At 71.4% G+C, this 19898-nt stretch carries 22 protein-coding genes; 9 read left to right on the plus strand and 13 right to left on the minus strand.

Annotated elements, in window-relative coordinates; all coding sequences use genetic code 11:
- Positions 1-191: 191 nt before the first annotated feature.
- The 3 genes from AC07AW_RS37785 to AC07AW_RS37795 form a co-directional block, all read right to left on the minus strand.
- Positions 192-1502 carry a DUF2637 domain-containing protein gene (locus tag AC07AW_RS37785; RefSeq protein WP_478819981.1) on the minus strand — a complete coding sequence of 437 codons (1311 nt, stop codon included), beginning with the start codon at positions 1500-1502 and terminating at the stop codon, positions 192-194.
- A 120-nt stretch (positions 1503-1622) separates the two neighbouring features.
- Positions 1623-2366, minus strand: a complete 744-nt coding sequence (locus AC07AW_RS37790; protein WP_478819982.1) for a DUF3558 domain-containing protein — start codon at positions 2364-2366, stop codon at positions 1623-1625.
- A gap of 79 nt (positions 2367-2445) precedes the next feature.
- A complete protein-coding gene (locus AC07AW_RS37795) occupies positions 2446-3315 on the minus strand; it encodes a DUF3558 domain-containing protein (protein ID WP_478819983.1) in 870 nt (289 codons plus the stop codon).
- A 174-nt stretch (positions 3316-3489) separates the two neighbouring features.
- Between AC07AW_RS37795 and AC07AW_RS37800 the strand changes: the two genes are divergently transcribed.
- Positions 3490-4683 carry an RtcB family protein gene (locus AC07AW_RS37800; protein ID WP_478820065.1) on the plus strand — a complete coding sequence of 398 codons (1194 nt, stop codon included), beginning with the start codon at positions 3490-3492 and terminating at the stop codon, positions 4681-4683.
- Positions 4684-4747: 64 nt separating this feature from the next.
- Here the strand turns inward: AC07AW_RS37800 and AC07AW_RS37805 are convergent, their stop codons facing one another.
- The 3 genes from AC07AW_RS37805 to AC07AW_RS37815 form a co-directional block, all read right to left on the minus strand.
- Positions 4748-5533 carry a hypothetical protein gene (locus AC07AW_RS37805; RefSeq protein WP_478819984.1) on the minus strand — a complete coding sequence of 262 codons (786 nt, stop codon included), beginning with the start codon at positions 5531-5533 and terminating at the stop codon, positions 4748-4750.
- 47 nt (positions 5534-5580) lie between these two features.
- The gene (locus AC07AW_RS37810) at positions 5581-6345 is read right to left on the minus strand and encodes an SDR family NAD(P)-dependent oxidoreductase (protein ID WP_392157686.1); all 765 of its coding nucleotides are present in this window, start codon (positions 6343-6345) and stop codon (positions 5581-5583) included.
- Positions 6346-6410: 65 nt separating this feature from the next.
- The gene (locus tag AC07AW_RS37815; protein WP_478819985.1) at positions 6411-6746 is read right to left on the minus strand and encodes a YnfA family protein; all 336 of its coding nucleotides are present in this window, start codon (positions 6744-6746) and stop codon (positions 6411-6413) included.
- Between the two features lie 141 nt (positions 6747-6887).
- Here AC07AW_RS37815 and AC07AW_RS37820 point away from each other — a divergent pair, with 141 nt between their 5' ends.
- Positions 6888-7304, plus strand: coding sequence for a hypothetical protein (locus AC07AW_RS37820; RefSeq protein WP_478819986.1), 417 nt, complete (start codon positions 6888-6890; stop codon positions 7302-7304).
- Between the two features lie 5 nt (positions 7305-7309).
- Here AC07AW_RS37820 and AC07AW_RS37825 read toward each other — a convergent pair whose 3' ends face one another.
- Positions 7310-8731 carry an FAD-dependent oxidoreductase gene (locus tag AC07AW_RS37825; RefSeq protein ID WP_478819987.1) on the minus strand — a complete coding sequence of 474 codons (1422 nt, stop codon included), beginning with the start codon at positions 8729-8731 and terminating at the stop codon, positions 7310-7312.
- A gap of 128 nt (positions 8732-8859) precedes the next feature.
- Between AC07AW_RS37825 and AC07AW_RS37830 the strand changes: the two genes are divergently transcribed.
- A complete protein-coding gene (locus tag AC07AW_RS37830; RefSeq protein ID WP_478819988.1) occupies positions 8860-9420 on the plus strand; it encodes a TetR/AcrR family transcriptional regulator in 561 nt (186 codons plus the stop codon).
- A gap of 53 nt (positions 9421-9473) precedes the next feature.
- Positions 9474-9959 carry a MarR family winged helix-turn-helix transcriptional regulator gene (locus tag AC07AW_RS37835; protein WP_478819989.1) on the plus strand — a complete coding sequence of 162 codons (486 nt, stop codon included), beginning with the start codon at positions 9474-9476 and terminating at the stop codon, positions 9957-9959.
- Between the two features lie 114 nt (positions 9960-10073).
- Here AC07AW_RS37835 and AC07AW_RS37840 read toward each other — a convergent pair whose 3' ends face one another.
- Together AC07AW_RS37840 and AC07AW_RS37845 are read right to left on the minus strand one after the other, a co-directional pair.
- Positions 10074-10814 carry a Mut7-C RNAse domain-containing protein gene (locus AC07AW_RS37840; RefSeq protein WP_478819990.1) on the minus strand — a complete coding sequence of 247 codons (741 nt, stop codon included), beginning with the start codon at positions 10812-10814 and terminating at the stop codon, positions 10074-10076.
- Positions 10815-10870: 56 nt separating this feature from the next.
- Positions 10871-11722, minus strand: a complete 852-nt coding sequence (locus AC07AW_RS37845; protein ID WP_478819991.1) for an NmrA family NAD(P)-binding protein — start codon at positions 11720-11722, stop codon at positions 10871-10873.
- Positions 11723-11832: 110 nt separating this feature from the next.
- On the opposite strand from AC07AW_RS37845, the gene AC07AW_RS37850 reads away from it, so the two are divergent.
- On the plus strand, positions 11833-12279 hold the full coding sequence (locus AC07AW_RS37850) for an N-acetyltransferase family protein (protein ID WP_478819992.1): 447 nt from the start codon (positions 11833-11835) through the stop codon (positions 12277-12279).
- On the opposite strand, the gene AC07AW_RS37855 is transcribed toward AC07AW_RS37850, so the two are convergent.
- Together AC07AW_RS37855 and AC07AW_RS37860 are read right to left on the minus strand one after the other, a co-directional pair.
- A complete protein-coding gene (locus AC07AW_RS37855; RefSeq protein WP_478819993.1) occupies positions 12276-12791 on the minus strand; it encodes a GNAT family N-acetyltransferase in 516 nt (171 codons plus the stop codon). The two genes, AC07AW_RS37850 and AC07AW_RS37855, sit on opposite strands and share 4 nt — an antisense overlap.
- Positions 12792-12843: 52 nt before the next feature.
- Positions 12844-13092 carry a hypothetical protein gene (locus AC07AW_RS37860; RefSeq protein ID WP_478819994.1) on the minus strand — a complete coding sequence of 83 codons (249 nt, stop codon included), beginning with the start codon at positions 13090-13092 and terminating at the stop codon, positions 12844-12846.
- A gap of 255 nt (positions 13093-13347) precedes the next feature.
- Between AC07AW_RS37860 and AC07AW_RS37865 the strand changes: the two genes are divergently transcribed.
- Positions 13348-14184, plus strand: a complete 837-nt coding sequence (locus AC07AW_RS37865; RefSeq protein ID WP_478819995.1) for a substrate-binding domain-containing protein — start codon at positions 13348-13350, stop codon at positions 14182-14184.
- A gap of 158 nt (positions 14185-14342) precedes the next feature.
- Here the strand turns inward: AC07AW_RS37865 and AC07AW_RS37870 are convergent, their stop codons facing one another.
- On the minus strand, positions 14343-14753 hold the full coding sequence (locus tag AC07AW_RS37870; protein WP_478820066.1) for a MerR family transcriptional regulator: 411 nt from the start codon (positions 14751-14753) through the stop codon (positions 14343-14345).
- A gap of 82 nt (positions 14754-14835) precedes the next feature.
- On the opposite strand from AC07AW_RS37870, the gene AC07AW_RS37875 reads away from it, so the two are divergent.
- Positions 14836-16878, plus strand: a complete 2043-nt coding sequence (locus AC07AW_RS37875; RefSeq protein WP_478819996.1) for an APC family permease — start codon at positions 14836-14838, stop codon at positions 16876-16878.
- A gap of 16 nt (positions 16879-16894) precedes the next feature.
- On the opposite strand, the gene AC07AW_RS37880 is transcribed toward AC07AW_RS37875, so the two are convergent.
- Entirely contained in the window at positions 16895-17497 is a 603-nt protein-coding gene (locus AC07AW_RS37880) for a hypothetical protein (protein ID WP_351189003.1), read from the minus strand.
- A 231-nt stretch (positions 17498-17728) separates the two neighbouring features.
- Here AC07AW_RS37880 and hemL point away from each other — a divergent pair, with 231 nt between their 5' ends.
- Positions 17729-19075, plus strand: a complete 1347-nt coding sequence (gene hemL, locus AC07AW_RS37885; RefSeq protein WP_478820067.1) for a glutamate-1-semialdehyde 2,1-aminomutase — start codon at positions 17729-17731, stop codon at positions 19073-19075.
- Complete coding sequence (locus AC07AW_RS37890; protein ID WP_478819997.1) at positions 19072-19764, plus strand: histidine phosphatase family protein; 693 nt, start codon at positions 19072-19074, stop codon at positions 19762-19764. Before hemL ends, AC07AW_RS37890 begins: the two co-directional genes overlap by 4 nt.
- Positions 19765-19898: the final 134 nt, after the last annotated feature.

Raw genomic sequence — 19898 nt, forward strand, 5'->3', positions numbered from 1 at the left:
GCCCCCTGGGGCCGAGCGGTGCGAGGGCGGCGTGGGGGGAGGGGTCCGGCCCGCGTCTGCCGACGCTGCTGCTCGCGGTGGGGGCCGAGCGGGTGCGCAAGCTGCTCGGCGCCTGAGCCGCCGACCTGGGCATGTGAGAGGGGCCGCCACCCGGATCCGGGTGGCGGCCCCTCTCACATGTCACACACGCCCTACGGGGTGTCCACGTCGGCCCTCGCCTGCTGGACCCGCTCCTGCGCGGCCGGCACCGCCTGCCGCAGCAGATCGATGTCGGACGCCGGGAACTCCGGCAGGCCGTACTGCTCGGCCACCAGCCGCGCCAGCTCGGCCTCGGCCGGGAACCGCTCGTGCTCCAGCACGTACGAACTCATGACCTTGTAGACGACGTCCTCGAACTCGTCGTTCCGCGGCTCCGGCTGCTCCACGTACTCCGGGTACTCCACGAACTCCTCCGGACCCGCCGGAGGCACGTCCTCCGGCCCCTGCGGGACCGGGACCGGCATGGGCTCCAGGCCCTCCACGATCTGCGGGTTGTAGCTGCCCTCGTACGACTCCGCGGTGACCTGCGAGGCGTCGAACCAGTGGCTCTCGTGATTCACCGGCCCCTGCTGCGGCCCCATCGGCCCAACGGGCCCCTGCGGCCCCACCGGCCCGTGCGGCCCCACCGGGACCGGGGCCTGCGCCTGGTGCGGCACCTGCGCCTGGCCCTCGACCGGAACCCGCGCCTGCGCCGGCAGCGCCGCCGGCTGGGGCAGCGCAGGCGCGACCTGCTGAAGCTGGGACGGGGACAGGGGCTCCGCAGGAAGGACCGCCGGCTCGATACCCGCCGCGGCCAGACCCGCCGGAGACGTCTCCGCCAGCGGCACCCCGTACCGGGCCAGACGCAGCGGCATCAACGCCTCCACCGGAGCCTTGCGCCGCCACCCCCGCCCGAAACGCGCCTGCAGCCGAGCCTGATAGATCAGCCGCTCCTGCTCCAGCTTGATGACCTGCTCGTACGAACGCAGCTCCCACAGCTTCATCCGCCGCCACAACCGGAACGTCGGCACCGGCGACAGCAGCCAGCGAGTGATCCGCACGCCCTCCATGTGCTTGTCGGCCGTGATGTCCGCGATCCGCCCCACGGCGTGCCGCGCAGCCTCCACGGCCACCACGAACAGCACCGGGATCACCGCGTGCATGCCCACACCCAGCGGGTCCGGCCAGGCCGCCGCACCGTTGAACGCGATCGTCGCCGCCGTCAGCACCCAGGCCGTCTGGCGCAACAGCGGGAACGGGATCCGCAGCCAGGTCAGCAGCAGATCCAGAGCGAGCAGCACACAGATGCCCGCGTCGATGCCGATCGGGAAGAAGTACGAGAAGGTACCGAAGCCCTTCTGCAGAGCGAGCTCGCGCACGGCGGCGTACGAACCCGCGAAACCGATCCCCGCGATGATCAGCGCGCCGCCGATGACGAGGCCGATGAGTATTCGGTGTGTGCGTGTCAGCTGCATCGCGGCCACCCGCGATCCCCTCCCGTCAATCGACATCCGGCGCGCACAGACTGGCACATGTGCGCGAAGCCCGGCCCTCGGGGGAGGGACGGGCTCCACACGAACCGATCAGTCTGTGCTGTTTTGTGACTACTTGTTGGCTGCCGCGACCGCCGCGACCGCCTCCTTGGCCGCCTTGGCCGCGCCGTCCACAATGGTCCGCTCCGAAGGAGCGTCGGCGCCCGCGTAACCGGCACCGTTGTACGACAGCAGAACCAGCACATTGCCCGTACGCGCCACGATCGACGCGTACACGAAGTCCTCGTTCGTCTTCTTCAGCTGGTACGTGACCGTCTTCGCCTCGTCGCCGATGCCCGAAGCCGTGAACGTGCGGAGCTTCTTCGCGCCCTCGGTCCCCTGGACCTTCGCGAGCTCCTTCGCGAGGTTCTCCTGCGCACGCTCCTGGCCGCTGCCCAGCGCCGCATCGGAGTCGTACCGGTAGAACGACACGTCCAGCCAGCGGTACTGCGAACCCTTCACGCCCTTGTCGTCCAGACCGTTCCACGAGCAGCCACCACGGCTGGTCAGGTCACTGGACTGGGCCGGCGTGCCGTTCTTCGTCTTCGCCTTCGGCACGAGCGACGCCGTCGTCTTCGCGGAGATCGCCTTGCAGACCTCGGGCAGCTTCGCGAACTTCGCCGGCTCGACCGCCTTCGTCGACTGCGACGGCGAAGGCGTCGCGGACGCCGACGCCGACGTCTTGTCCTGCCCCCCGCCCTCCTTCTTGCCCGATTCACCGGAGTCCGAGGAGCACCCCGCGGCGACGAGCATCACCGGGACGGCGGCGCAGGCGAGTATGCGGGAGAGTCGCGTTCGCTGAGCTGATCGCTGCATGGTTCCTTCAGTCGCTTGTCGTACGGTCCGGCCGACACGTTACGTGGTCGCCCTCCGCTCACGGAGCGGATGCGAACGGCTACTCCTCCAGCCGCTCCGCGAGCTGCCGGGCCAGATTCCGGGCCTTTTCCTGCAGTTCCGCGCTGTCCGGAGCCTCGGTGGAACCCGTGGTCTGCTCCCGGTAGGAGACCGTCACGATCACATTCGATGTGCGGAACACCACGCTGACGGCACGCTGATGACTGCTCGCGCCGACCGTGCTGAGCACGTCGTCGACGTACGCGACCTCCCCGAGGCCGTCGAGGACGCGGGGTTCCAGGCCGGTGGTGGCGGGGTCGGGGGAGCCCGTGGGCGGCTTGCTCGGCGCGGTGGTGGCCGAGGTGGCCGCGCTGGTGGCCGCGGTGGGCTTACCCGTCGCGGAGGGCGTTCCCGTGGGGGTCGGCGAGGCCGTGGGCATGGCCGTGGCCGGCACCGGGATGCCCGCCGCCAGCTGCTTGCGGACGTACACCTCCTGCGCCCGGTCGTCGTCGCTGACGGCCGCGTCGTACGACACCACCCGCTCGATGTCCAGGGAGAGCCGGTGCGAGGCGTCCGGGGTGTCGGCCTTCCAGGTGCAGCCGACACGCCGGTCGGTGTCGTACGTGACCGCCGCGACGCCCCGGTACGCCTGCTCGCGCTCGGGGTCGGGCAGCGCGGCGGCGCCCGGGAGCAGGTCCTTGAGGGTGGCCTGCGATACGGCGCCACAGGGCTCGAAGAGGGTGCGGTAGCGGCCGGGCGGCGCGACGGGGGCGGCGGCCTGGCCGGCCTTGGCGTCGACGGCGACGTCGTCCGCAGGGGCGCCGGCGGAGCACGCGGTGAGACCGGCCCCCAGGCCCAGGCCGAGTGCGAGGACGACGGCGGTGCGAGCCGCGGACCCGGTGCGACCGGGTGCGTACCTCTTTCGCTGCACGGTCCCAGGCTCCCTTCACCCGAAGTCTTTCCCGAAAACTGTTTGCCGCGCGAACCCGGCCGGTGGACACAATGTCTATCGCACACGCAGCTGTTGATGCCGGTCCGCTGTCACCTGTACGGGCTTTGGCTCCGGTTTTTGCGTTATCAGACTTTTCGGGGGAATCGAGGAAGTATGTCGTACGTTGAGGTGCCGGGCGCGAAAGTACCGATCAGGATGTGGGCCGACCCCGCCTCGGTGGAGGGCGGCGCCATGCAGCAGCTGCAGAACGTGGCGACGCTGCCGTGGATCAAGGGCCTCGCCGTGATGCCGGACGTGCACTACGGCAAGGGCGCGACCGTCGGTTCGGTGATCGCGATGCAGGGTGCGGTCTGTCCGGCGGCGGTCGGTGTGGACATCGGCTGCGGGATGTCGGCGGTCAAGACGTCCCTGACGGCGAACGACCTGCCGGGTGACCTTTCGCGGCTGCGGTCGAAGATCGAGCAGGCGATCCCGGTGGGCCGGGGGATGCACAGGGAGATGGTGGACCCGGGGCGGCTCTACCAGTTCCCCACGGCGGGGTTCGGCGACCTGTGGTCGCGGTTCGACACGGTCGCTGATCCGGTGAAGTTCCGCCGGGAGCGGGCCGAGAAGCAGATGGGGACCCTCGGATCGGGGAATCACTTTACGGAAGTCTGCATAGATATGCAGGGCTGTGTGTGGCTCATGTTGCACTCTGGTTCGCGCAACATCGGCAAGGAGCTCGCCGAGTTTCACATCGGTGAAGCCCAGAAGCTGCCGCATAATCAGGGTCTTGTGGACCGCGACCTGGCGGTGTTCGTCGCGGACACTCCGCAGATGGCGGCGTATCGGAACGACCTGTTCTGGGCGCAAGAGTATGCGAAGTACAACCGCGCGATCATGATGGCGCTCTTCCAGGAGGTCATCCGTCGGGAGTTCCGCAAGGCGAAGGTGGCCTTCGAGCCGGTGATCTCCTGCCACCACAACTACGTGGCGGAGGAGCGGTACGAGGGCATGGACATGCTGGTCACGCGGAAGGGTGCGATCCGGGCGGGCTCCGGAGAGTTCGGGATCATCCCCGGCTCGATGGGCACGGGCTCGTACATCGTGAAGGGCCTGGGGAACGCGGCGTCGTTCAACTCCGCCTCGCACGGAGCCGGCCGGAAGATGAGCCGGAGCGCGGCGAAGCGGCGCTTCTCGACGAGGGACCTGGAGGAGCAGACGCGGGGCGTGGAGTGCCGGAAGGACTCCGGCGTCGTGGACGAGATCCCGGGTGCCTACAAGTCGATCGAGAAGGTGATGGAGCAGCAGCGGGATCTGGTGGAGGTCGTCGCCAAGCTGAAGCAGGTCATCTGTGTGAAGGGCTGACGCCCGAGAAACGGAGAACGGCAAGGCCCCCGACACATCGTGCCGGGGGCCTTTCGTCAATGGTCTAGCTCTCGATGCCGTTGACCAGGCGCCAACGTCGCACCTGGCAGCTGCTCTGGGAGCGGCCCAGTTCCGCGGCCGCGTGAGCCAGAGTGGGTGCCGCGAGCAGGATGCGGTCTGCTTCGGCGGTCCAAGGCTTCCGCGGGGGTCGAACCTTCATCTCGGGCGGACGTACCCAGTCGGCGAGGGAACGGGCGGAACTGTTCTTGCGCTCCAGGGCGATGCAGCCGGGGTAGTAGAGGTGCGCGGCCAGCTGAACGGCCGCCTCCGTGGTGTACAGGATGTTGTAGATCCCGTCACGTGCGTTCCGCTTGATTTGACGTTCGGCGCCGGTGACGTTCTTTGCGTAGTGGCACAGGTACGCGCCGATAGCGGTGCTTGCTGTGGTGAGAGAGACGAACGGGAGGCCTTGGCCGGTGAAGCCGACCGAGCCGTCCGCATCGATCACGCCGCGGAGGTAGTCACGGCGGGAGAAGGGCACGCGGGGTGGCGTGATCTTCTTTGACTTCCTGCCGTAAGGCAGACCGAGCTGGTTGAGGATGGTGCGTGCTTCCAGCGCGGACAGGGCCCAGGTGGCCGAGTGGTGGCTCGTCGAGAAGTTGGTGGACCGGGTGCGTTCCCTGATGCTGCTGTTGTAGGGGGTCAGGCGCTGGAATTCGCGGAGGATGTGGATGTCCCGCGCGTTGAGTTCGACGCTCAGCCGACCCCTCTGACGCGTCTGCTCGCTGAGGTGCCCGTCGGCTTGAAGAAAGCCGAACATGTAGGCGTACTCGGCGTTCTCCAGGTCCATGAAGGGCGGCGCGGCGTGGGGTGTTCTGGGTGGTTCACCCGGTCGTGTTACAGCTCGCGGTGGACCTTGGTGTTGGAGGCCTGGGCGCGGGGGCGGACGACCAGGAGGTCGATGTTGACGTGTGGGGGGCGGGTGCAGGCCCAGGTGATGGTGTCGGCCACGTCGTCCGCGGTGAGGGGCTCGGCGACGCCCGCGTAGACCTTGGCCGCCTTCTCCGTGTCGCCGCCGAAGCGGGTCGTGGCGAACTCGTCGGTCTTGACCATGCCGGGGGCGATCTCGATGACGCGGACCGGGGTGCCGACGATCTCCAGGCGGAGGGTTTCGGCGAGGACGCGGGCGCCGTTCTTGGCGGCGACGTAGCCGGCGCCGCCCTCGTAGGTGGAGTGGCCGGCGGTGGAGGAGAGGACGACCACCGTGCCGTCGCCGCTCGCCGTGAGGGCGGGCAGCAGGGCCTGGGTCATGTGGAGGGTGCCGAGGACGTTGACCTCGTACATCCGGCGCCAGTCCTCGGGGTCGCCGGTGGCGACGGGGTCGGCGCCGAGGGCGCCGCCGGCGTTGTTGACCAGGACGGCGAGGGTGCGGAAGGCGGTGGCGAAGTCGTCGACGGCGGCGCGGTCGGTGACGTCGAGGGCGTAGGCGGTGGCCTGGTGGCCGGCTTCGTTGATCTCGGCGGCGAGGGCCTCGATGCGGTCCTTGCGGCGGGCGGTGAGGACCACTCGGTAGCCGGCGGCGGCCAGCTGCCGGGCGGTGGCGGCGCCGATTCCGCTGCTCGCTCCGGTGATGACGGCGATGGGGGTGCCGGCGGCAGTCATGACGTGCTCCTCGCGCGTGTGGTCGATTGCGGGTGGATCGCCCGGTCAGGATAGGCGGGCCGTGGTCAGCGGCCTCGCGGGGCGTACATGATCACGGCCATGCCGGCGATGCAGATCAGGGCGCCGATGACGTCCCAGCGGTCGGGGCGGTAGCCGTCGGCGGCCATGCCCCAGGCGAGGGAGCCGGCGACGAAGACTCCGCCGTAGGCGGCGAGGACGCGGCCGAACTCGGCGTCGGGCTGGAGGGTGGCGACGAAGCCGTAGATGCCGAGGGCGAGGACTCCCGTGCCGATCCAGATCCAGCCGCGGTGTTCCCGGACGCCTTGCCAGACGAGCCAGGCGCCGCCGATCTCGAAGAGGGCGGCGAGGACGAACAGGGCGATGGAGCGGGCGATCGACATGGGGGCAGGGTGCCATGGGACACGCGGGCTGATGAGTTGTCAGAAGATGTTATCGACTGTCGGTATTTTGGGGTTATGTGTGGATTGCGGAAGGGTGTCTTCGGGGTCGTTCTCGCGGCCGTGACGGTGCTGGGTGCCGGTGTGAGCGCCGGTGCTGTCGGGCCGGTGGCCGGGGTCGAGGCGGATCTGTCCCATCACGGTCAGATCTCCCTCTGGGACGGGCGGGTCGGTGTCTGGCTGGTCAGTGAGAACCACGGGCCCTCCGATGTCTCCCAGGCGACGGTCCGGCTCGCCTTCTCCGCGCCGATGGCGGGCGGCCAGGAGCTGCCGCCGGCCTGTCTGTGGAGCAGTGACCGGGTGGTGTCCTGCCGGACGGGTGCGCTCCGGGCCGCGGGGGGTACCGGTGAGCTGGCGCTCGACCTGCGGACCGCGGCCCTCCCGGACGAGATGACGGTCGAGATCTCCACGGCCTGGCGCGACGGGATCGCCGACCGCAATCCGCGGAACGACCGGCATCGTGTGCTGGTGCTGGCCACCGGGGATCCCTACGTCTTCTGAGTCGTTCAGCGGGTTGCCCAGTGGACGTAGCCGTCGGGGCGGATCAGTGCCACCGCGGTCTTCGCCGGGTCCGTCCAGGTGGCTCGTACCAGGTGCTTCGGGGTGACGGGGGCCGTCGTCGGCAGCGCCGGGGTCGCTCCCTCCGGGGTGACCAGGACGAACTCGCCCCGGCGGAGCAGTTCGTAGAGCCGTCCTTCGCGCAGCTGCACGTCGGGGGCGCGGCGGCCCGAGGGGCGGCCGGCGCCCGGTGCGGGGGCGTAGGAGATGCCGATGCCGCTGAGCATGCCCATGGCGCGGGCCGAGGCGGGTCGGACCGCGTTCAGGAAGCGGGCGGCGAGGGAGCGGGTGGCGCGGGTGAGCGGGGTGTGGGCCATCGCGAGGCGGACGATCGCGCCGCTGCTGCGGAGCACCATGGCGCCCACGGGGTGGCGCTCGGACTGGTAGCTGTCGAGGAGGGCCTCGGGGTCGGGTGCCTCGCCGCGGAGTGCGGCGGTGAGCTTCCAGGAGAGGTTGGCGGCGTCCTGGAGGCCGGTGTTCATGCCCTGGCCGCCGGCGGGGGAGTGGACATGGGCGGCGTCTCCGGCGAGGAAGGCGCGGCCGACGCGGTAGGCGGGGGCCTGGCGCTCGTCGCTGTGGAAGCGGGAGATCCAGCGGGGGTCGTGCATGCCGTAGTCGGTGCCGAGGGCTTTGCGGGCGATCTCGCGGACCTCGTCGAGGTCGACGGGCTCGCTGTCGGCGACCTGGCGGGTGCGGGTCCAGCCCATGACGCGGTACCAGCCGTCGCCGAAGGGGGCGAGGAAGGCGAAGCTGTCTCCGGAGCCGCGGACGCTGAACGAGTCGTCGGGCTGCTCGGCGAGGCGGACGTCGGCGAGGACGATGGAGCGGATCACGGAGTGGCCGGGGAAGGGCAGGCCGAGGGCGGTGCGGACGGAGCTGCGGTGGCCGTCCGTGCCGACGAGGTACTGGGCGCGGAGGGTGAGCGGGGTGCCGTCGGGGTCGGCGAGCTCCGCGGTGACGCCGGCGGCGTCCTGGCGCAGTCCGCGCAGCTCCGTGCCGTACCGGAAGGTGACGCCCGCCGCGACCGCCCGGCGCTCGAGGAGGCGCTCGACCTCGTACTGCGGGGTGACGAGGAGGTGGTTGAAGCGGCTGGGCAGGCGGGTCAGGTCCAGGTCGAGGCGGCCGAAGAGCCGGGCCGTGGTGAGCGTGGTGCCGGTGGTGAGGAGTTCGTCCGCGAGACCGCGGGCGTCGAGCTGCTCCAGGGTGCGGGCGTGGACGCCGAAGGCGCGGGTCATGTTGCCGAGGCCGTGGGGGCGGCGCTCGACGAGGGTGACGTCGATGCCTGCGGTGGCGAGGTCGCCGGCGAGCAGGAGGCCGGTGGGCCCCGCGCCGATGACGAGTACGTCGGTGTCCGTGGTGCTGGTGCTCATGGCTGCCTCCGGGGTGCCCGCGATCGTTTGCCCACAAGTGTTGGCCAACGGTTGTTGGTCAACGCTTGTTGGTAACGGTAGGGCGGCCCGGATGGTGTGTCAACGCCCGTTGGCCTACAGTTGTTGATATGACGACCGTCCGCCGCTCCGACGCCACCCGGGCCGCCATCCTGGAGGCCGCGCGCGAGCGCTTCGCCTCCGACGGGTACGAGCGCGCCACCATCCGGGCCATCGCCCGCGACGCCGGGATCGACCCGTCGATGGTGATGCGCTACTACGGCAACAAGGAGGGGCTCTTCGCCGCCGCCTCCGAGGTCGAGATCGGCCTGCCCGATCTGGGGGCGCTGCCCGCGCGGCACATCGGGGCCGTCCTGGTCGCGCACTTCCTGGAGCGCTGGGAGCGCGACGACGTGCTCACCGCGATGCTGCGGGTGGGCGTCACCAACGAGGCCGGGGCCGCGCGCATGCAGGAGATCTTCGCCCGGCAGGTCGGGCCGATCGCCCGGAGCGTCTGCCCCGATCCGGCGGACGCCCCCCGACGGGCGGCGCTCGTCGCCTCCCAGATCCTGGGCATGGCGTTCGCACGCTATGTGCTGCGCCTGCCGCCGGTCGTCGAGATGTCCACCGAGGACGTCGTCGCCTGGCTGGGGCCCACCGTGCAGCGCTATCTGACCGCCGAGGCGCCCTGAACCGTCCCGGCCCGGGGCGTGACCGCGCGGTGCCTGAACCGTACAATCTCTGCATGACGCAGAAGAGTTCCGTGCGGCGCGAGGCGCTCATGACCGAGCTGTACGGGGAGGCCCGCCGCTACATGGCCGCCTACGCCCTGTTCAACCAGGCCGTCGCCGACCACCTGGGGCTCCACCCGACCGATGTGCAGTGCCTGAACCTCCTCAGCCTGGAGGAAGGGCCGGTGACCACCGGGCGCGTCGCCGAGCTGACCGGGCTCACCACCGGCTCCGCGACCCGGCTCGTCGACCGGCTCGAACGCTCCGGTTACGTGACCCGCGAGCGCTCCACCGAGGACCGCCGCCGGGTCCTCGTGGCGCTCGTCCCCGAGCGGATGGCGGAGCTCGGCGGCCTCTGGCGGAAGCTCAACAGCACCTGGGGCACGATGTTCGACGTCTACAGCGACGCCGAGCTCGCACTGCTCATCGCCCATATGCGGCGCACCGTCGAGGTCAGCGCCGCGCAGATCGAGCGGCTCCGGGGCGGTGACCTGGACTGACCTTCGTGCGGGGGTGGGACCGGTGGCCCCCAGGGCCTGATCCGACGCGAAGGGGCGGGCGGGCCCTGGGCCGTGTCCGGAAAGTCCCGCCTGGCCCGCGACGCCTGACACGGCCTAACGGGTCGCCGGCTCGCCGAACTCTCGTACCGCGTCCGAGACGATCGCCTCCAGGCGCGCGTGGTGGGCGCCGCGCCAGTAGACCCTGCCGCACTCCACGCACTGCGCGAACACGTCGTAGGTCTTCTCCGTGCCCTGCTCCAGCTGCTCGCGCACCGTGTCCTTGTCGGCGTCGCTCAGCTCCCCGTTGCACGCCGTGCAGCGGGTCCACGGCGCGAGTGGCGGCGCGAACCGCTCCAGTACGTCCCGGAGCTGATCCTCCGGCCGGTCGCTGTAGACATAGGCTCCCGCCCACAGTTCCCGGCGGCGCAGCAGGCCGCGGTCCCTCGAGAGCATCACGCGCCGCTCGCGCGCGGAGAGCGCGGCGAGGGCCGGGTCGCCGATGTCCTCGCTCTCGTACGCCGCGTCCACGCCGAGCAGTCGCAGCCGCCGGGCCAGCGTGCCGAGGTGCACGTCGAGCAGGAACCGGAGGGGTGCGCCGGCCGGTGCCGGCTGCGGGCGGACGACGTCCTCCACGTCCACGGTCTCGCCCGCGGAGGGGATGTGCGAGGCGTCCACGGGCCGGCCGTCGACCAGGAGCCGCCCGGCCTCCGTGAGCGGCACGCCCAGCGACTCCACGACGTGCCCGAGTGAGGAGGTGCCGTCGGTGGTCAGGGGGGTGTGGCCCGCGCGCCGCTCCGCCGAGACGAAGAGGCGCAGGCCGGGGGCGAAGCTGATCTGGATCTCCGGTCCGTTCACGGGGACAGGATGGCATCGGGCGCCGGTGGGGGGCCAGGGAATTCGGCCCGCGACGGTCAGGGACGGAAGGTCCGCGCGTGGTCCTGTGCCCAGGTGGTGAAGGTGCGGGCCGGGTGGCCGCACAGGGTCTCGACCGTTCTGGTCAGGGGGGTCGGGCGGCCGTCGTGGGAGGACCAGTAGGAGAGGAGGGCGTCCGCGAACGGCTCCGGGATGAAGGGGGCGACCGACTTCTTCCACTCCTCCGGGGTGACCGTCGTGTACGGCGCGGGGCGGCCCGTCACCTCGGCCAGGATCGCCAGCTGCTCCGTGAAGTCCAGCGACTCCGGGCCCGTCAGCACGTACGAGGAGCCGCGCAGTCGGGGCTCGGTGAGTACCGCGAAGGCGGCCTCGGCGACATCGCGCTCGTGGATCGGGTCGCCGTAGGCGTGCGGGTACGGCAGGGCCGGTCCCTGACCGGCCTTGAGCGCCCCCGCCCACTGCAGGGCGTTGGTGGCGAAGGCGCCCGGCCGGAGGTGCGTGGCCTCGAAGGCGCCGGATTCCGCGGCGGCAGACAGGGCGCGCTCGGCCGCGAGGTGGGAGGCCGCGATCGGGTTCTCGGCGGCGTCCGGGTCGAGGACGGAGCTGGAGGAGAGCAGGGCGATGTGCTCGACGCCGGCCGCGCGGGCCCGGTCGGCGAACGCGCCGACGTGCGCGGCCTCGGCGTACAGGAAGACCGAGTCGACGCCCTTCAGGGCGGCTTCGAAGGTCGCCGGGTCCGAGAGGTCGCAGCGCACGGTGTCCACGTGCGGCGGTGGGGACAGGTCCGTGGGGTTCTTGGAGCCGGCCCTGGCCTTGACGCCCGCGGCGTCGAGAAGGCCGAGCAGGGTCGAAGCGACGCGGCCACGGCTGCCGGTGACGAGAACGGTCATCGAAATTCCCTTCGGATAACTGCGTTGCGCATCATCTGCGCTGTGCAGATAAATATCCGTGACTCCGCCTTGCTCGTCAACCCTGAAAAAACCTGGGGTACGGTCCCCGCATGAAGATCATCGACCTCGCGCCCGGCGACCCCCGGCTGGAGAGCGATCTCCTGCCCGTCCTCTCCGAGCTCCGCCCCCACCTCACCCCGGACCTCTTCCGCGAGGTCTACGAGGCCGGGCACCCCGAGGGGCTGCGGTTCAGTGCCGCCTACACGGACGAAGGCCGCTGTGTCGGTGCGGCCGGGTGGCGGATCATCAACAACACCAGTTCGCTGCGCAAGCTCTACGTGGACGACCTGGTGACCGGCGCCGCCGACCGCTCCACCGGCGTCGGGCACGCGCTCATCGCCCACCTGGAGGGCCACGCCCGCGCGGCCGGCTGCCATGAGCTCAACCTGGACTCCGGCACCCACCGCACCGGCGCCCACCGCTTCTATCTGCGCGAGCGCTTCGACATCGTGGCCTTCCACTTCACCCGGCCGCTCACCGCCCCGGACGCCGGCTAGAGGTCGAAGCGCCAGTCGTTGCAGCTCATCGGGCGCCCCGGCGGGTACTCGAAGTCCCGCTCGCCGAGCAGCTCGAACCCGGCCTTGCGGCACACCGCGTTCGACGCGGCGTTGTCCGCCGACGGGAACGCGTGCAGCCGGCGGTGCAGCCCCGCGGCCCGGGCCTCGGCGATCACCGCGCGCGTGGCGGACGTGGCCACCCCCCGGCCCTGGAAGCCCGGCAGCACCGCCCACCCCGTCTCGTACACCGGCTCGCCCTCCCAGGTCCGCGCCCAGAAACCGATGCTGCCCACCACGGCCTCCTCCGGCAGCAGCACGATCCGGAACATGCGCCCCGCGCCCGTGTCGTCGGCGCTCAGGTCCACGTACCGCCGGTGCCGCCGGACGAGCTGCTCCTCGGTCTCCGGGCCGCCGAGGTGGTCCATCAGCTCCGGTGCGTTCAGCGCGCGCAGCAGGCCCGCGTCCTCCTCGGACCAAGCTTCGAGGCGTACCCGCGAGGTGTCGTCAGTCATGTCCGTACGGTAGGGCAGCGCACTGACACCGCCCGGCCGCGGTCGCAGCCCGTCAGCGCAGGCGGCCCGGCTGGCCCAGGGTGAGTCGGGAGACGACCTGGCCGAAGGCGTGCTCCTCCGCGGGCGTCAGTTCCACCGACTCCTGCGGATGCCAGACGCGCTCCAGCGGGGTGCCCTCCGGCTCGCGGCGAGCGGCGGCCCGGGCGCGCAGGTTCAGCGTCAGCCACACCACCGTCGAGACGGCGAGCAGGCCGAAGAGCGTGATCACACGGGGGTCCGAGAACTGGCCGGGCAAGGACATGGCTCACTCCAGGGGCCTGAGGGCCGCCCGTGTCCGGCGCGCCCCGGCGGGTGGCGCACGCGTGCACGACGGCACCGGCGATTCCTACTACTTCCTCCCGACCCGTTCAGTTAACACCACCCTGGGGGTCTTTCGGCAGGGGGGCCGGGGACCGAAGTCCCGGACCGCACCGCCTCGAAGGCCCTCTTGTGCGGACCCGGGAACGCCTCCAAGGTGACGGGCGAGGGAGATTCCGGCCGGGGAGGGAGCAGCCGCATGTCCGGAGCGCAGGCATGGGGATTCACGGACGACAGAGGTACGGAGCTGGGGGCGGCCCGCGTGCCGCTGCGGGTGGTCGCGTATGTGCGGGCGGGTGCGGCACTGCTCGACCTGGGGGTGGTGCCGGTCGCGGTGTACGGCTCCGGGCACGACGGTGAGGGGCTCGATCCGGCCAAGTCGGGCGGGCTCGCGGCGGCCGGTGTGCCGTACGTCGGGCCGGGGCGCGCGCTGGACGAGGGGCTGCTGCGGGAACTGCGCCCGGACGTGGTCGTCGACGTGACGTACGACGGCAAGAGCCCGTACGCGCTCGACGAGGCACTTGCCGAGCGGCTCGGGGTTCCGCTCGTCGCGCTGTCCGTCGGCAACGAGCTCGCCCTGCCGGCCATCCTCGGCCGATTCGCCGCGCTGGCCGCCACGCTCGGGGCGGACCCTGTGGCGGACCGGGAAGCCGCCCGCGAACTGGCCTCCGCCGAGGCCGCGCTCCGGGGTGTCGCCGCCCGGTCCGGGCTCGGCGTGCTCGCGCTCTCCGGGGCCGGGCCCGAGCAGGTGCACCTGGCCCGTCCGCAGGCCTGGCCCGAGCTCGCGCACCTCGCCGGTCTCGGCGTCCGGCTGCTCGACCCCGGCCCCGGGCCCGGCGCCAACTGGCTCACCGGCGACTGGGACCGGGCGGTCGAGCTCCGCCCCGGCCTGGTCCTCTTCGACGAGCGGGAGCACGCGACCCCGCCGTACGAGCTCCCCGCGGGGGTCCGGCTGACGCCCTGGAGCCCCGAGACCCCGCCCAGCCCCGCCGCGTACGCCCGCTTCTTCCGCGTCCTCACGGAGGCACTGACCTGAGCCGCGGAGACGCTGACCTGAGCCATGAGGCGCTGGCCTGGGCGGCGAGGCGCTGGCCCGAGCCGCGGGGTACTGGCCTGAGCCGCAGGGCGTTGACCTGCGCCGCGAAGCGCTGGCCTGAGCCGCGGAGGCGCTGGCCCGAGCCGCGAGGCGCTGCCCTAAGCGGCGCCGAGCCGCGTGCGGAGGGAGGCGGCGAACTCCTCGGCGCGGGCCAGCTGGGCGCGCAGTTCGGCGACCCGCTCCGCCGCGGCCGCCTCGTAGCGGCCGACGCGGGCCACCAGGGCCGCCCGCTCGCCCGGTTCGAGTTCGGTGGCCGTGCCCGGGCGGTCGGCGGACAGCCGGTCCACGGCCGTGAGGAGTTCGCGGGTCTCGTCGAGGCTGAAACCGAGCGGCTTCATCCGGCGGACCACCATCAGCCGGGACACGTCCGCGTCCGTGTAGAGGGGGAAGCCGCCCGGCGAGGCCGCGGACGGTACGACCAGACCGCTGTCCTCGTACTGCCGGATGGTCCGCAGCGGCAGTTCGGTCCGTGCGGCGACCTCGCCGATCTGCATCGGCCGGCCGGTCATACGTACTCCGCTCACGCGTCAGGTCCTTCCGCAGGGCGCGGCTTCCGCGCATTACATACCATTCGTCCTAACTTCAGCACTTATGAGAGCTGGAAGTGCGGCGAAACGCCTGCTGGTAGGTCGTCCGTTGGACAGCGGACGGCTGGGCGAGACCCTGCTGCCCAAGCGGGTCGCCCTCCCGATCTTCTGCAGCGACCCGCTCTCCTCGGTCGCCTACGCCACCGAGGAGATCCTCCTCGTCCTGGCTCTCGGCGGCCTCGCCGTGCTCCATCTGGCCTGGTACGCGGCGGTCGGCATCGTCGTCCTGCTCCTGGTCGTCGTCGCCTCCTACCGGCAGACCTGCTACGCCTACCCGGGCGGCGGCGGGGCCTATGTCGTCTCCGCCGAGAACCTCGGGCAGCGGGCGGCACTCACCGCCGCCTCCGCGCTGCTCATCGACTACGTGATGACCGTCGCCGTCTCCGTCGTCTCCGGAGTCGCCGCCATCACCTCCGCCGTCCCCTCGCTCGACGGGCACGCCGTGGCCCTGTCGGTGTTCTTCGTCGCCCTGCTCGCCTGGATGAACCTGCGCGGGGTCCGTGAGTCGGGGCGCTGGTTCGCCGTCCCCACCTACGCCTTCATCGCCGTCATCTACCTGATGTTCGCCGTGGCGGCCGTGCGCATGGCGACCGGCGCGACGATCCGCGCCGAGTCCGCGGACCTGCCCGTGGAGAAGGTCTCCACCTACTCGGGGATCGCGCTCGTGCTGCTCGCCCTGCGGGCCTTCGCCTCCGGCTGCACCGCGCTGACCGGCGTCGAGGCCGTCAGCAACGGCGTCCCCGCCTTCGCGAAGCCCAAGAGCCGCAACGCGGCCATGACGCTCGCGATCATGGGCGTGCTCTCCGCGACCATGTTCTTCGGGATCACGGTGCTCGCCATGGTCTACGAGGTCCACGTCGCGGAGGACCCCACGGAGCTCGGACTGCCTCCCGGCACCCCGATGTCCACCGCGCTCGCGCAGATCGGCCGGGCCACCTTCGGCGACTGGCACGTCCTCTTCTACGCGCTCCAGGCCGTCACCGCGGGCGTCCTGGTCCTGGCGGCCAACACCGCCTTCAACGGCTTCCCGATGCTCGCCTCGGTCCTCGGCCGGGACCGCTACGCACCCCGGCAGCTCGTCCACCGCGGCGACCGGCTCGTCTACTCCAACGGCATCGTCCTCCTCGCGCTCGCCGCGATCGCCCTGATCGTGGCCTTCGACGCGCAGCTGACCCGCCTCATCCAGCTGTACATCATCGGCGTCTTCGTCTCCTTCACCCTTTCCCAGGCCGGCATGGTCAAGCACTGGCGGCGAGAACTCGCCACGCCCGCCGGAGCCACGGTGGCCCGAGTCACGCCGACCCGAGCCACGCCGGCCCGAGCCACGCCGGCCCGAGCCACGCCGGCCCGAGCCACGCCCGCCGGGGCCGCCGACCGTCACACCATCCGGCGCCGCCTCGCGATCAACGCCTTCGGCGCCTGCCTGACGGCGGTCGTCCTCGTCATCGTCCTCATCACCAAGTTCACCCACGGCGCCTGGCTGGTCGTCATCGCGATGCCCGTGCTCTACGCCGGCATGAAGGGGGTGCGGCGGCACTACGACACCGTCGCCGCCGAGGTCGCCGTGGCCCCGGGCGACCGGCCCCACACCCTCGCCGCGAACCACGTCCTCGTCCTCGTGGCCTCCGTCAACGCGCCGAGCCTGCGGGCGCTGTCGTACGCGAAGACCCTGCGCCCCGACTCGCTCACCGCCGTCACCGTCGCCGAGGACCCGGCGGAGGCGGAGGTGCTCCGCGCGACCTGGGAGGCGCACGGCATCGACGTACCGCTGCGGGTGCTCAGCTCCCCGTACCGCTCGATCGTCCAGCCCGTCATGCGGCACATCCGGGACGCGCCCGAGCGCACGGGGGAATCGGCGATCTCGGTGGTCATCCCCGAATACGTGGTGGGGCGCTGGTGGGAGCAGCCGCTGCACAACCAGAGCGCGCTGCGTCTGAAGACCCGGCTGCTGTTCATGAAGAACGTCGTGATCATCGACGTCCCCTACCGGCTCGCCTCCGCCCGCGAGCTGGCCGCCGAGCGCGCGGGATCGACCGCGCGCCGGTAGAACCCCATGTCAGGGCTCAGGGCCAGACCAGACAGTACGGCTGGTGTCCCGCCTCGTGGAGGCGGACCGAGAAGTCCTGCCACTCGTGGAGGAGCTGGTAGACGTCGAAGGCGTCGCGCGGGCCGCCGCGGTCCGGGACCGTCGACCAGATGAAGGCGGCCGCGCCGACCGACTCCTCGCCGATCCCGCGCAGCGGGTCGACCACGGTCATCGGCAGCTTCACCACCGCGTAGTCGGGGTGGAGCACCACCAGCTCAAGGGGCGGCACCTTGTGCAGGGGCATGCCCTGGATGCCGGTCAGGACCATGGCCGCTATCGTCTCGGGCTTGATCTTGGTGAACATGCCGCCCATGCCGAGCTCGTCCCCGCCGAGCTCCTCGGGGCGCATCGAGATCGGGACCTGGGCCGCCGTGGCGCTGTTGGGCGCGCCGAAGTACTTGTACGTCACCCCCAAGCTCCGGCCCCCGGTCGCAGGGGGTGGTTCCGCAGCGGGCTCCGGCTTGGGCCGGCCCTCCGCGGCGGTGGGTTCCTCCGCACGCCGGCGCCGGTGCCTCCCCCGCCGGGCAGACTCCGGACCCAGGTCGCCCGTCCCCTCGCCCGGTCCGCCACCGCGATGCATATCTCCACCCGACTGCTTTTTCTCGGCAACACGACCCCGCCGCGCAACCCGATCATCGTGTCAGTGACCTCCCCCGCGTTCGTACGGTGAAACACCTGTCCGCAAGAACGCCGTGGCCTCTGACACCATGGATTCCGTGAGCCATCCCTATGACGCCCCAGTTTCGCAGACGCGGACGGGGAGCGCCTCGGCGTAACAGACAGGATGCTCACCGCCGTCTTTCCGTTCCCGATGTCGTGCCCGAAGTCGTTCTCGCAGGTCAGGATCACAGTGCCGTATTCATACGAAGCCCCAGTCTCACAGACGCTTTTCGACCGCGCTTCCCTCGTGACGCCCGGCGGCGTGAACTCACCGGTGCGTGCCTTCCGGGCCGTGGGCGGAACGCCCCGGTTCATGGTGTCCGGTTCCGGTCCGTACCTCACCGACGCGGACGGTCGTGAGTACGTCGACCTGGTCTGCTCGTGGGGGCCGATGATTCTCGGCCATGCGCACCCCGAGGTCACCGCCGCGGTGCAGGCGGCCGTGGCGCGCGGCACCTCCTTCGGCACGCCCGGTGAGGGCGAGGTCGCGCTCGGCGAGGAGATCGTGGCCCGGATCGAGCCGGTCGAGCAGGTGCGTCTGGTCTCCTCGGGCACCGAGGCGACCATGTCCGCGATCCGGCTCGCCCGCGGGTTCACCGGGCGGGCGAAGGTCGTGAAGTTCGCGGGCTGCTACCACGGCCACGTGGACGCGCTGCTCGCCGCGGCCGGTTCCGGTCTGGCGACCTTCGGCCTCCCGGACACGCCCGGTGTGACCGGCGCGCAGGCCGGTGACACGATCGTGCTGCCGTACAACGACCTGGACGCGGTGCGGGCGGCGTTCGCCGCGCACCCGGGCGAGATCGCCTGTGTGATCACCGAGGCCTCGCCGGGCAACATGGGCGTCGTCCCGCCGGTGGCCGGCTTCAACCAGGGGCTCGCGGACCTGTGCCGGGAGAACGGCGCGCTGTACATCTCCGACGAGGTGATGACCGGTTTCCGTACGAGCCGGGCCGGCTGGTACGGCGTCGACGGCGTGAAGCCCGACCTGATGACCTTCGGCAAGGTCATGGGCGGCGGCTTCCCGGCGGCCGCGTTCGGTGGCCGCGCGGACGTCATGGGGCACCTGGCGCCGGCCGGTCCGGTCTACCAGGCGGGCACCCTCTCCGGTAACCCGGTCGCCACCGCCGCCGGCCTCGCGCAGCTGCGGCTGCTCGACGAGGCCGCGTACGACAAGGTGAACGCGGTCTCGAAGGAGATCCAGGGCCTGGTCACGGGCGCGCTGGCCAAGGAGGGCGTGGCGCACCGGCTGCAGACCGCCTCCAACATGTTCTCGGTGTTCTTCACCGAGGACGAGGTGCGGAACTACGACGACGCGAAGAAGCAGGAGGCGTTCCGCTTCAACGCCTTCTTCCACTCGATGCTGGCCGACGGCGTGTACCTGCCGCCGTCCGCGTTCGAGTCCTGGTTCGTGTCGACCGCGCACGACGAGCGGGCGATCGAGCGCATCGCGGCCGCCCTGCCGGGCGCGGCCCGCGCCGCCGCGGAGGCCACGGCATGAGCGAGAACACCCGCGATCAGGACATCACCGTCGTCCACCTGATGCGCCACGGCGAGGTCCACAACCCCGACGGTGTGCTGTACGGGCGCCGCGCCGGCTACCACCTCTCCGAGCTGGGCCGGCAGATGGCGGACCGGGTCGCCGAGCACCTGGCCGGCCGCGACATCACGTACGTCGTGGCGTCCCCGCTGGAGCGGGCGCAGGAGACGGCGACGCCGGTCGCGAAGACGCACGGTCTCGATCTGGCCAGTGACGAGCGGCTGATCGAGGCGGAGAACGTCTTCGAGGGCAAGACCTTCGGTGTCGGTGACGGGGCGCTGCGCAAGCCGGCGAACTGGAAGCACCTCACCAACCCGTTCCAGCCGTCCTGGGGCGAGCCGTACGTCGAGCAGGTCGTGCGGATGATGGGCGCGCTGGACGCGGCGAAGGACGCGGCCCGCGGGCACGAGGCGGTCTGCGTCAGCCATCAGCTGCCGATCTGGATCGTCCGGAGCTTCGTGGAGAAGCGGCGGCTCTGGCACGACCCGCGGCGCCGGCAGTGCACGCTGGCCTCGCTGACCTCGTTCACGTACCGCGGCGACAAGATCGTCTCGGTCGGGTACAGCGAGCCGGCCCGGGACCTGGTCCCGGCGCATCTCCTCGCGGGCGCGAAGCCGGTGAAGGGGAAGTCGAAGGCCTTCGGCGCGTAGCGCGCGAGGAGAGCCCCTGCGCCGCACTGGACAGCGCCGCACCGGAGGGCCACAGTTCAGGGCGATCGGATGTTGATGTTCATGTCATCCGATCGCCCTTAAATTTTTGTGCGATTTTCCGGAACCTCCGTGTT

The sequence above is a fragment of the Streptomyces sp. NPDC044003 genome (assembly GCF_056435185.1).